The organism is Salicibibacter kimchii (assembly GCF_003336365.1).
Taxonomy (GTDB): domain Bacteria; phylum Bacillota; class Bacilli; order Bacillales; family Marinococcaceae; genus Salicibibacter; species Salicibibacter kimchii.
This window is the reverse complement of sequence record NZ_CP031092.1, coordinates 1,465,629-1,478,352: the sequence shown is the minus strand read 5'-3', so window position 1 is coordinate 1,478,352 and position 12,724 is coordinate 1,465,629. Positions and strand designations below refer to the sequence as shown.

10 protein-coding genes are annotated in these 12,724 nt (G+C 44.9%); 6 read left to right on the top strand and 4 right to left on the bottom strand.

Annotation, left to right across the window (positions count from 1 at the left end; genetic code table 11):
* Positions 1-6 precede the first annotated feature (6 nt).
* Positions 7-768 (top strand): dimethylarginine dimethylaminohydrolase family protein, encoded by a 762-nt coding sequence (locus DT065_RS07390; protein ID WP_114372142.1) that lies wholly within the window; start codon positions 7-9, stop codon positions 766-768.
* Positions 769-1,080: 312 nt separating this feature from the next.
* On the opposite strand, the gene solA is transcribed toward DT065_RS07390, so the two are convergent.
* From solA to DT065_RS07375, 3 genes are all read right to left on the bottom strand, one after another.
* Entirely contained in the window at positions 1,081-2,235 is a 1,155-nt protein-coding gene (gene solA, locus DT065_RS07385) for an N-methyl-L-tryptophan oxidase (RefSeq protein WP_114372140.1), read from the bottom strand.
* Entirely contained in the window at positions 2,222-2,650 is a 429-nt protein-coding gene (locus DT065_RS07380; RefSeq protein ID WP_114372138.1) for a GlcG/HbpS family heme-binding protein, read from the bottom strand. Before DT065_RS07380 ends, solA begins: the two co-directional genes overlap by 14 nt.
* 105 nt (positions 2,651-2,755) lie before the next feature.
* Positions 2,756-3,640: a LysR family transcriptional regulator gene (locus DT065_RS07375; protein ID WP_114372136.1), complete on the bottom strand. Its 885-nt coding sequence runs from the start codon at positions 3,638-3,640 to the stop codon at positions 2,756-2,758.
* A 208-nt stretch (positions 3,641-3,848) separates the two neighbouring features.
* On the opposite strand from DT065_RS07375, the gene fdhA reads away from it, so the two are divergent.
* The gene (gene fdhA, locus DT065_RS07370) at positions 3,849-5,063 is read left to right on the top strand and encodes a formaldehyde dehydrogenase, glutathione-independent (RefSeq protein WP_114372134.1); all 1,215 of its coding nucleotides are present in this window, start codon (positions 3,849-3,851) and stop codon (positions 5,061-5,063) included.
* Positions 5,064-5,131: 68 nt separating this feature from the next.
* On the opposite strand, the gene DT065_RS07365 is transcribed toward fdhA, so the two are convergent.
* A complete protein-coding gene (locus tag DT065_RS07365; RefSeq protein WP_227002759.1) occupies positions 5,132-5,806 on the bottom strand; it encodes a TetR/AcrR family transcriptional regulator in 675 nt (224 codons plus the stop codon).
* Between the two features lie 766 nt (positions 5,807-6,572).
* Here DT065_RS07365 and DT065_RS07360 point away from each other — a divergent pair.
* The 4 genes from DT065_RS07360 to DT065_RS07345 all read left to right on the top strand — a co-directional run bounded on the left by DT065_RS07360 (position 6,573) and on the right by DT065_RS07345 (position 12,616).
* A complete protein-coding gene (locus DT065_RS07360; protein WP_114372130.1) occupies positions 6,573-7,868 on the top strand; it encodes a glycine cleavage T C-terminal barrel domain-containing protein in 1,296 nt (431 codons plus the stop codon).
* 114 nt (positions 7,869-7,982) lie between these two features.
* A complete protein-coding gene (locus DT065_RS07355; RefSeq protein WP_160112446.1) occupies positions 7,983-8,813 on the top strand; it encodes a methylenetetrahydrofolate reductase in 831 nt (276 codons plus the stop codon).
* Positions 8,814-8,933: 120 nt separating this feature from the next.
* Positions 8,934-10,604, top strand: a complete 1,671-nt coding sequence (locus tag DT065_RS07350; RefSeq protein ID WP_114372126.1) for a formate--tetrahydrofolate ligase — start codon at positions 8,934-8,936, stop codon at positions 10,602-10,604.
* Positions 10,605-10,624: 20 nt separating this feature from the next.
* Entirely contained in the window at positions 10,625-12,616 is a 1,992-nt protein-coding gene (locus tag DT065_RS07345; protein ID WP_160112445.1) for an oxidoreductase, read from the top strand.
* Positions 12,617-12,724 lie beyond the last annotated feature (108 nt).

The following is a 12,724-nucleotide window of genomic DNA, read 5'->3' as shown; positions in this document are numbered from 1 at the left end:
GCTTACATGTTTTCAAAAGCCATTGTAAGAAAAGTCGGGGACAGCTATGTTGATGGGCTCAACGACGCATCTCTCGGCACTCCGGATATCGAGCTCGCGCGTGCCCAACATAAACAGTATGTTGAAGCATTAGAAACTTGCGGGCTGGAGGTGACGGTGCTCGAGGAAGATGAAAGATACCCGGATGCCATCTATGTTGAAGATCCCGCGGTCGTCACTGCAGAGTGCGCCATATTGACAAATCCGGGCGCGCCTTCCCGTACCGGCGAAAAAGATATCATCGAGCCGATACTGAAACGTTTTTACGACAATATTGAATCGATTTCTGATCCCGGGCATATGGATGGAGGTGATGTGATACATGGAGAGAATCACTATTACATTGGCCTTTCTGATCGGACAAACCGGGAAGGCGCTGAGCAATTCCGGGACATCGTGAAGAAGTACGGGTGTACGACCTCTTTTATCCCCGTCCATGATTTTCTTCATTTAAAAACAGGGGCCACGTATATCGGAGACGATCACGTCCTTGTTGCTGGTGAATTCGTAGATGAACCCGCTTTCTCCTCTTTGAAAAAAATCGTTGTCCCCGATAATGAAGCGTATGCGGCCAATTGTCTGCGTATCAAAAATACCATTATCATGCCGAAAGGCTTTACGGAGACGTACAAACAAATCAAGGCACTGGGGCTTCAAACCATCGAGGTTGAGGCATCGGAATTCCAGAAAAAAGATGGGAGCCTGACGTGTTTGTCGTTGCGGTTTTAACCTGTGAAGATTAACGGGATAATGTCTTGAATAAAGTCCGAACTAAGGGAAGATTTCATCTCAAGGATACCCAATCCGCTCAAAAGGTACCTAAGAGCACCGGTTGAAACGTGAATTGTGATGGTTAGCGAGAAAAAGTACTCCAACCATAGCCGTTGGAACGTGAAAAGCGGTGCATTATCTGAAAAAGTGTCCCAACCGTACTTTTTTACTTGTCCCGGGGCAGACGAGAGAAATAATGATAGCCGATCATATTGGCGTCAAAAAATGAACAGGGGAAGATTACCCTGTTCATTAAAATTATCGGGAAGATTACTCGTTTTGCTGTAAAGCCGGCCGCGTTATGGAGAATTTCGAGATATCATGTTCTGTCTGTCCATCCAAAGCCAATTGGCTTAAAATTTCTCCGATGACACTTGCAAATTTAAAGCCGTGGCCGGAAAAGCCTGCCGCTATGGCGATATTGGAATGGTTTGGATGTAGATCGACAACGAAATGTTCGTCCGGAGTTCGAGTGAAAATACAGGTACGCCCCTGTTTTAAGTCACCTGCGGCCTGGGGCATATATGTTTCTAAGAATTTACGTACATGCCCTTCATCTTCTGGATATATCCCGTATTCACGGTTCATATAAGCTGCTTCAGTTTTTTCCCCGATATCAAACCGTCCAATTTTTAACCCGCTGCTATCAAAGCTGGGGAATCCATAATAGACACCAGAAGGTGTGTCAACGAAAAAAGCAGGAAAAACATCGGCCTCATATAAGGATGGATCTGAATCAAACCAGGTGGTTGTTTGACGTGTCGGTTGCAGTGGTATATCTAAATTTAAATTTGCTAGCACGTCTTTGTTCCAAGCCCCGGCACTAATGATTACTTTTTTTCCGATATATGTTTCATCATCAGTTTCGATCGAAACAGAATCTTTGTCAGCTTTTATATTTTTAACCGGTGCATTAGGAACAATGCTTCCACCGTTTTTTTCAGCCAAATGGCGATAGGCTCTGATGCAATTCTCGCTGTATAGAACGCCGGACTCGGGTTCAAAACATCCTTTGTATCCGTCCGGAAGTTGGATTCCTGGCCAGCGTTCATTTATTTCTGCGGCATCCAACAAATCAAGGGGCAGTGAATATTCTTTGGAACTCGCGATTGCTTCATCGATAAAATCCGATCCATCCGGACCAAACCCCAGCACTCCTGTTTTTTTAAAGATGATTTCGTCGGCTTCTTCTTGTAGTTCATTCCACAATGTTTGGGATCTTATCGCCAGAGGGACATATTCCCTCCCTTCGCCATAGGCATGGCGAATGATGCGGGTTTCTCCATGATGGCTTCCGTTTGTATGTGGAGGGTCGAAAGCATCGATGAGTAGTGTTTTTGCTCCCTGTCTCGATAAATAATAACCGGCTGCCATTCCCATAGAGCCCGCTCCAACAACGATTACATCATAATCATCTTTGCCCATTTGTGAGGCTTCCTTCGAATTTTTTAACTGCAGCTTCCGCTACCTGTACATCATGATCGACCGTACTTCCACTCACGCCAACAGCTCCGACGACTTGATCGTCTTTAATCAACGGGATCCCACCGCCGAATACGACAATTTTTCCTTGATTTGTCGTATTTAATCCATAAAGACTTGCGTTAGGTACTGTGGCTTCTTCCAGATTGGATGTCGGCATTTTTAGCGCCACAGAGGTCCATGCTTTGTTTTGCGCGATGTCAACACTTGCGAGCCACGCATCATCCATCCGATGGGTAGCGATGAGGTTCCCGCCTTCATCCATGATCGAAATCACCATTGATAAGCCAAGGTTTTGTGACTCTCGTTCAGCAGCCTCAATCAATGTCTTTGCAAAACTAAGGTTTAAGTTACTCATTGCATAATTCCCTCCAATAATTGAAATTTCATAAATGCAAGGCATTTGGTTATAGTTTAAATGAGAAGATATATCACGTAAAATGACTGTTATCGATATCTTTAATCATTGAAAGTGATACCTTAACAAGCCAGTTTTTGTGTCTGTTGACGTTTGAATTGTTTCCATGAATTTTTTCATCGAGTTTGTTAAATAAGCATCTGATCGACGAATAAAAACGGTCGTTACATGACTGTATTTGTCAGGAAGCTTCTTGCTGTAAACAGTGCCGTTTTCTTCTAGGTGCTCGATGGTAGATTTTGGGAGGAGGGTGACGCCTAATCCAGATACAACACAGCCGAGAATGGTCTCCAGTGTGCCAAATTCGATCATTTTAGCCGGGTGTATGCCTTCAGCTTTTATCCATTCTGTTAATTTAGCTCGGTAGCTACACCCATTTTTAAATACAAGCAATGGTTTATGGACAATTTCGTCAATCGTCATTTCTTTATTTGATATTAGCGTTAATTCTTCATGAAATACGTCATGTTGAGTAATTTTAGGATGTTCTTCAAACCCGGTGACAAAGGCACCATCTAATTGGTGCGTAATGACTTGCTGGACAAGTTCTTCGGTTACACCTGTGACCAAGGATAAATCTACGTTTGGATAATACTCGTGATAGTTCGATAAAATATGGGGGAGTCGTATGATCGTTTCAACTGTGCCTAAATCAAGTTCACCGGAGGGCTCATCCGAATCTTGAACAACTTTGACCATCTCATTGAGCATAGATAAAACATTATCAGTATAAGACAACAACTTTTTCCCCTCAGGATTTAGAATCATTCCACGACTGTCACGGTGAAATAACCGAGTATTTAATTCTTTCTCTAACAGTTGAATTCTTGTCGTAACATGAGATTGGACATAATTTAACTCGTTAGCTGCTTTACTGGCACTTTTATGAAAAGAAACACTTTTAAAAATCTTCAAATCTCTTATTTCCACTTGATGCCCTCCTTTAAATATTTATTTCTTAAAATGATCGAAGGTATCTCTTTTAATCATTTTACAAGATGTAAGACTGTTATTACAATTGTCTTCAAAGGTTATGGTTAAAAATTTGTGAATTTAAAAAGGGAGTCATTTTCATAATAGAAAATGAATTTTGACTCTTAACCTTTTGCCATCATTAAAATTGACTTGGGGGAGTATCATGGCTTCTAACAAAGGCGTTGTTTATCAGGGAGAAGGTAAGGTCACGGTTGAGGACATTGGCTATCCGGAACTTGTACTTAGGGATGGCCCCGGTGTACCTAAAGAAAATGTGGATCGAAAATGTGAACACGGCGTGATCATCAAAGTGATTGCGACTAACATTTGCGGCAGCGACCAACATATGGTTCGAGGGAGGACGACAGCTCCTAAGGGTTTGGTTCTCGGACACGAAATTACCGGCGAAGTGATGGAAACAGGACGGGATGTTGAATGTATTGAAAAAGGGGACATGGTTTCGGTTCCTTTTAATATCGCTTGCGGACGCTGTGTCATGTGCCAACAGCAAAAAACACATATTTGCTTGAACGTGAATCCGGAACGCCCCGGTTCGGCATACGGCTACGTCGATATGGGCGGTTGGGTCGGAGGCCAATCAGAATATGTGATGGTTCCTTATGCAGATTTTCAACTTCTGAAATTCCCCGATAAGGATCAAGCGATGGATAAGATTCTTGACCTAACAATGCTTACGGATATCTTTCCGACCGGATTTCACGGAGCCTATTCAGCTGGAGTCACGATGGGGTCAACTGTTTATGTTGCCGGCGCCGGGCCGGTAGGACTAGCTGCCGCACATTCCGCACAACTGCTTGGTGCATCCGCTGTCATCGTTGGCGATTTGAATGAAGAACGGTTGCAGCAAGCGAAAAGTTTCGGTTGTGAAACGGTCAATTTGAGAGAACATGATCGTTTAGGTGAGCAGATTGAACAGATTCTGGGCATGCCGGAAGTGGATGCAGCGGTTGACGCGGTCGGATTTGAAGCTTCCGGTCACGGAGAGAGTGGAGAACAACCCGCGGCTGTTTTGAATGCCATCATGGATGTCACGCAGGCCGGCGGAGGCCTCGGCATACCCGGCCTTTATGTAACCGAAGATCCCGGCGCAGCGGATAAAGATGCACAGACAGGATCATTAAAAGTCCGCTTCGGGCAGGGTTGGGCAAAAGCTCATTCATTCGTTACCGGACAAACCCCGGCAATGCAATACAATCGTGGGTTGATGAAATCGATTTTATCCGGCAATGCCCAAATTGCCAAAGCGGTGAACGCACAAGTGATTTCTATTGATGAGGCCCCAGATGGTTACGCTGATTTCGACAGCGGCATTGCGAAGAAATTCGTCATTGATCCGCATGGGGCGATTCGGCAATAACAAAGAGAGGCTTCCTTTTCATTTGAGAAGGAAGCCCTTTTTTGGTCTTTAGCCTTACATCATTTTGTTTAGGGAAATCGGCTAAAGGAAAACGAATTGGCATTTTCCATGATTTCCTTAATGTAAGTCATCGTAATTTCCGTTGCTTTTTCCGCAGAGTAGTTATATCTTTGGTTCAGTACGAGGGTCAACATGCCCTGCCAGATCAATTTTATCATTTCCTGTACGTGTTCTGCGTTTTCTTCCTTAATATCCCCCGTTTGAATGCACTCCTCCATCGCGATGCGTTCCCTAGTTGTCATATCAAATTCCAAAAACATCGGCCTTAAATCGGATGGCAAATCGTCGAGATCATCCGGGAACTGATCATAATACTCATCCATCAGTTCTTTGGATCCGCCTCCGACATCCGAGGAGAAAATAGCATGATAGATGTGCGGTTCAGAGAAGGAATATTGACAAAAGCATTCCCACATGAGCAAAAATCTTTCCAGAGGATTGTTCCCTTTCGCCATATATCCAGGCAGCGCTGATGTATATTTTCTTAAAATTTTTAACGAAGAATAGAAAATCAGGTGCGAAAGTTCGCTAAAGTAATTATATATGGTCGCGCTATTATAACCGGCCAAATCGGATATTCTTCGGATAGTTACATTTTCAATGCCTTCCTCTTCAATGATTTGAACGGTGGCGTCTATAAAATATCTCATCATGCGGACCGTTTGAATCGCCTTTTTGTCCAAGCTTTCACCTCTTCTCGGTTTTTCGGTTTGAAAATGTGAATCCCGATTCATCTTTACTTTAATCTAGCATAATGTCTAGCATTCTTCAAATAAGCTTGAAATGACTCAAATAATGTCAAAAAATTTTTGCGGAAAAATTAAAAAAATCTCTTTACAATGATTATTATATAACCAATAATAAAAATATAATCATGATTATATAAACGGGAAGTGATAAGATAAGGTGTATCCGTTTAAAGTGATAAGCATAAACAATCGTTTCTTCACGTTGTATAGAAAGGATTGAAGGAAGGGACTATTTTTTGTGTAATTTTTCGAAAATTAGGATGTTTCTAATATGATGATTGTAAGAGGATGGTCGCTGGTGTGTGCGGGTTGTCTATAGTGGCTTGTAATGGGGAACTTCAAGAAAAGGGAGAAATTTTTTAAAACAATTTTTTTGAAATCATTTACAAATCAAAAATTGGTGATTATAATGTAATCAAGAATATAAAATAATCATGATTATGAAATGAATGCAAGAACAAAATGTTGAAGAGGTCTATACGGCAGGAACCGTGATATGAAATTGTGAGCTGATTATGGGAGGGGGGCGCTGTTCAACATGCCTGGGAAGGCGGCAGAAAAATTTTGTAATATCAGAAAATAAAAAGTATTCGAGTGTTTCTAAGGTGTTTAATCGGCCAGGAGGGTGATTCGGTCATGTCAGACGGTGTCAGTGCTGTCTATTTTATTTAAATATTCATCAAATGAGGAGGCAATTGTAATGTCTGTTGAGGTGCAACCTATATCAGAATTCAAAACGTCTAACGATCTTGAGGTACTGGGAGTGAACAGGAACGTCCCGGTTAACCTGCGCCAAAGCGGGGATAACGGTTCACGCATGTTGATCTCTCAAAGGATGCGCAAGTCCCCCTTCTGGCATCTTTCCCAGGAGGCAGGCTGTTGGTGCTATGAGGTATACAACCATATGTACCATCCGCGCGCCTACATCCCATGGGAGGAGGGCGGCGTCCTCAAAGAATACGAATACCTCACCGAACACGTTACCCTTTGGAATGTCGCGGTAGAACGACAGATTCAAGTGAAAGGCCCTGATGCCGCCAAACTGGTCGACTTGGCCATCACGCGCCCGGTCGAAAAAGTTAAGGTAGGAAAGGCCCGCTACGTTATTTTGTGCAACGAAGAAGGTGGAATCATCAATGATCCGGTCCTCCTTCGTCCGCATGAAGATGAATTTTGGTTCTCGCTCTCCGACAGTGACGTTTCCTTGTGGTTGCAGGCGCTTAATTCCACGAACGAATTTGATTGCACGGTGCGTGAAATCGATGTTGCCCCGGTGCAAATTCAAGGGCCGAAGTCGACAGCGCTCATGATCGACCTGTTTGGTGAGCGGATCCACGATGTTCCCTATTACGGACTGCTCGAGGGCGAAGTAAACGGTTGTCCCGTTATCGTGTCCCGCACGGGGTTCTCGGGTGAGGCTGGCTATGAGATCTACCTCTATGACGCGAGCGTCAATGCCGAACGGTTCTGGAACCATCTCCTAGAAGCCGGCAAGGCCCATAATCTAAAAGTGATTGCCCCGGGCCACATCCGTCGGATCGAGGCGGGCATCCTCTCCTACGGTCAGGACATGGATCTGGAGACCAATCCGTACCAGGTCGGACTGGATTGGCAAGTAGATTTGAGCAAGTCCCGATTCGTGGGTAAGGAAGCGCTGGCTCGCATCAAGCACGAAGGGGTCACCAGCAAGTTGGCAGGGCTGAAGTTTGGCGGCAATCAGATCGACTGGTACCCCGCGGATTTTTACCTTGTCTACGCTGAAAATGAGACGAAGCCGGTCGGTTACATCACCTCTGCTTTTTATTCGCCGACCCAAGGGTGCAATATTGGTTATGCGATGTTACCCCACTCATTTAGTGCGATCGGAACCCAGCTTGAAGTGCACCTTCCCGAGCCGTATGCCGGCGGGCGTGTTACGGCAGAGGTTGCAGAGACGCCGTTTAAGCCACCCGAATTCCCCGGCACGGGATTGGCCCAGACCGGCCGGAAGCTTTAGACGTTCTGGAGGTTAGAATTTAGAGGTTGGAAGTTGGACTCGAAGACATTGGCCATTTCCATCCAATCTCTAACTTTCCAACCTCTAACTTCCAAAATGAAAGAGGTGATGGCAATGATGGATCGACAATTGTCGGTTGCGCAGTTCGGAGAAATGAGTGAACCACGCTTCGAACTCATACCTACCGACCGTATCGTTGAGCGGGCTACGGCGGCACTCCCACCTCACGCCACGCTGACGATTACCTGCTCGCCGAAAAAAGGGGTCGACGCTACGATCGAAACGGCAATCGCATTGGCTCCTCATTTTGCCCGAGTTGTTCCCCATATTGCGGCGCGGATGATCCGGAGTGGAGGACATCTGGATGCAATGCTTGAGGAGCTGCAGGCCAACGATTTGGATGAGATCTTCGTTATCGGCGGCGATCAGAGGCAGCCGCTGGGCCCGTATCATCATGGCTTTGATCTGTTGCAATCCCTAGCCACACGCGAGCACGAGATTTGCCGCATCGGAATTCCGGCGTATCCCGAAGGGCACCCTGATATCGGTAGTGACATCCTCGCCAAGGACGTCTTGGCGAAAGCGCCTTACGCGCACTACGCCGTGACGCAGATGTGCTTCGACCCCGACCAAGTCCTTGCTTGGGTGCGGAGCCAGCGTGAAGCCGGTCTGCAACTGCCGTTCTACTTGGGCATCCCTGGGCCGGTGAAACCGGACAAACTGATTCGTATCGCTACCCGCATTGGTGTGACCGATTCGATACGCTTCCTCAGAAAGAATCTGAAATTGACGGGAAAAATGTTGCGCGGATACGACGCCTCCGACTTGTTGAGCACCTACGCCCCGCACTTAAATGAGTCGGACAATGGGATCGCTGGCTTCCATATGTACACCTTTAACGAACTAGACACACTTAAAAAAATTTTCGGTCGTATAGCTATATGATTGCAGCACTCATCTGTTTTTAGCATCTTTCATTCTTTTTTAAGGTTCGTCACAACCGGACCATTGATGTTTCTGTTTCGCTTTGCCAATCAGCACTCTACCTATTGGAGGCTTGCAAATATGAAATCAGATGTAGAAATTGCACAATGTATAACGATGAAGCCGATTGAAAAGGTTGCCGAAAAAATGGGGGTGGGGCGAAGCAAGCTTGAATTATACGGAGATTACAAAGCAAAAATTAACGAAGATCAGAACAAAAAGATCGAGCATGAAGAAAGTGGAAAATTGATTCTTATGACGGGCATTAGTCCAACACCTGCCGGTGAAGGGAAAACGACCACCTCCATTGGTTTGGCTGATGCCCTTCAAAAAATAGGAAAAAATGCGGCGGTTGCGATAAGGGAACCTTCCGTAGGCCCTGTGTTTGGCATGAAAGGCGGGGCCGCCGGGGGTGGTTATTCCCAGGTCGTACCTATGGAAGATATCAATTTGCATTTTACCGGTGATTTTCATGCTATCAGTGCGGCGAATAATTTATTGGCTGCCATCATCGATAATCATATCCACCATGGGAATCCATTGAATATTGATCCTCGTAATATTAAATGGAAACGAGTGCTCGATATGAACGACCGGCAACTTCGCCATGTCGTGGAGGGTTTACACGGAAAAGCAAACGGGACGCCACGTGAAGATGGATTTGAAATTACGGTGGCTTCGGAAATTATGGCGATCTTTTGTTTAGCAAAAACACTTGAAGATTTGAAAGAAAAGTTAAAGAAAATTGTTATTGGCTATACAAAAGACGATGCCCCTGTTACCGCGGGTCAATTGAAAGCACACGGAGCGATGGCAGCTCTTTTGAAAGACGCTATAAAACCAAACTTGGTACAAACGTTGGAACATACACCGGCATTTGTCCACGGCGGACCTTTTGCCAATATCGCACACGGTTGCAATAGTATACAAGCGACAAAAACGGCATTGAACTATGCGGATTATGTTGTGACGGAAGCAGGATTCGGTGCCGATTTGGGAGCGGAAAAGTTCATTAATATTAAATATCGCCTGTCAGGTTTAAGGCCGTCCTCCACCGTTGTTGTTGCAACGGTCAGAGCATTGAAATTGCATGGTGGCATTTCAAAAACCGAGTTGGAAAAAGAAAATCTCCAAGCACTTGAAAAAGGGCTGCCTAATTTATTGCAACATTTGGACATTATGCAAGAAACATTCGGCGTGTCAACGGTTGTGGCCATTAATAAATTTCCAACGGACAGCGAAGCGGAGCTGAAAAAAATAGAAGAAAAATGTCGGGAGCAAGGTGTAGAGGTCGTGCTATCCGATGTATGGGCAAACGGCGGTTCAGGTGGTAAGGAACTTGCACAGGAAGTTGTTCGGCTGGCTGATCGCGGAAGCCAGCCAATGTTCACTTATGACCTGGAAGATTCGATCCTCGAGAAAATCGAAAAGATTGTTCAAAAGGTATATGGTGGAAAAGGGGTAGAACTTACTGGAATCGCGGAAAAAGAAATTGGAAAGCTGGAGGCGTTAGGGTATGGGGATCTTCCGGTATGTATGGCGAAAACGCCATACTCATTTTCCGATGATCCGACGAAAATAGGAAGGCCGAGCGATTTTGAAATAACAATAAGAGATGTGAAACTATCCGCCGGAGCAGGATTCATTGTCATGTTAACCGGCAACATTATGACGATGCCAGGGCTCCCTAAATCTCCTTCAGCCGAATCCATTGACGTTGATGAAGACGGAAAAATTGTTGGTTTATTTTGATAAATGAAGGAGGGACACCAGTGGATAATAATCAAACGGTACGGGCAAATTTGAAGACCTTATTTAGTCCGTTGAAAATTGGAACGAAAGAAGCCAAAAATCGAATCGTATCAACGGCACATGCTGTAGCGTGGGATAATGGTACGGGCATTATAAATGAACGTCATGTTCGATATCATGAACGTAAAGCTGCCGGAGGCGCCGGGATCATTATGACGTTTGGTTCTGCCAGTGTCTATGAGGAATCAGCAGCTTCTTATGGATCCGTAAGTTTATGGAATGAGGAAAATGAGCCTTTATTGAAGGAGCTTGCGGAGCGTGTTCATGCTCATGGTTCCTTAATCATGTCTCAGGCAACCCATATGGGAAGACGTGCAGGTTCGTCGATCAGTGGCCGCCCTATACAAGCGCCATCCGCTATTCCGGAAGGGGTGCATCGTGAGACACCCCATGTTTTGCGTACGGAGGAAATAGCCCCAATCGTGGAATCCTTTGCTGACGCCGCTGCACGACTTGAAAGGTGTGGCTGGGATGGCATTGAAATCACATCCTTTGCAGGACACTTAATAGAACAGTTTTGGAGTCCTGCTCTTAATCATCGAACGGATAGATATGGTGGGGATTTTGCCGGTCGTATGCGTTTTTCGATCGAGGTGATTCAAGCTGTTAGAGAGGCTGTATCAAGTGACTTCATTATTGGTTTTAGAATGACGGGTGACCCAAAAACCGATGTGCTAGGCCTTGACCATGAGGATATGCTCGAAATTGCCAGAACACTTGATCATTTAGGTTGCATTGATATGTTTGGCATTAGCGGTGGTACCGGTGCAACCTACAGCGCACAGGCTGCGGTTGTTCCCGGAGATACGTTTGCAAGGGGCACTTTTAATCATGTGTCGGGAAAAATGAAAGAGCATCTTTCGGTCCCTGTTTTAGCTGCCGGACGTAATCTTGATCCCAGTCAGGCGGAAAAAGCTTTGACGAATGAAGATTGTGATCTTGTTGGTATGACAAGAGCTATTATAGCGGATCCGGATATGCCACAGCTGGCACAAAAAGGGGAGTTTTCTCGAATAAGACCGTGTATTGCATGCACGGAAGGTTGTATCGGCAGGTTATATATGGGGATGCCGGTTCTTTGTACGGTGAATCCTGCCATGGCCGATGATTCTTTAGATCATATCCCCCCTGCACAGCATCAACGCAAAATTGCTATTGTCGGTGGTGGCCCGGCCGGAATGGAGGCTGCTCGCGTATCGGCCATTCGCGGACATGAGGTGCATCTGTTGGAAAGTACCGATAAACTAGGGGGAAAAGTTTATTTCGCTGCAATGGCTTCCGAACGACCCCATTACGGTAGACACATTAAATGGCTGGAACAAGAATTAAACCGACTAAACGTAAACGTTCATCTTAATAAAAAAGGAACGAGTGATAATGTATTGCAATTAAATCCTGATGCAGTTGTGCTTGCGACAGGTTCCAATCCGAGAAACTTTGAAGCAAATGATTTGAACCCCCGTTATGTAACGGATGTTGAACTACTTGATAGCCAGGTTTCAATCAATGCCGATAGTAAAGTGATCGTTTATGATCGAGAGGGAAAATTCAGAGGGGGCAGCATCGCTCACTTTGCAGCAGAAGCAGGAGCTTCCCAAGTTGAAATTGCCACACCATTGTGGTCGATTTCAGAAGATTTGGATGAAATGCAAAAGCCTGAACTATACCGGTTATTATCCGAAAAGAATGTGACGATGTCTCCAAATAAACATTTGGTCAAAACGAGGGACGGCATTCCTGTATTGAAGGACAAATGGACGGATAGGAAGCGGATCATTGAAAAGGATGAAATGATCATATTAATCGGCTATGAAGAAGGAGATAATCGCTTGTTTAATCAGCTAACTTCAGCTGCACCGGATCGTGAGATTGAACTTATTGGCGACGCTGTTTCTCCCCGGCGATTACATGATGCTATCTCAGAAGGGACACGTGTAGGAATTTTGTTATAAGTTTTCAATTATATCAAAAAATAGATTAATTCTATCGACGATGAAATCAAAGGTTTTGAAATTTTGTATTTTTGTATTGGTAATCAAAAAAACTGATTTAAGACGATA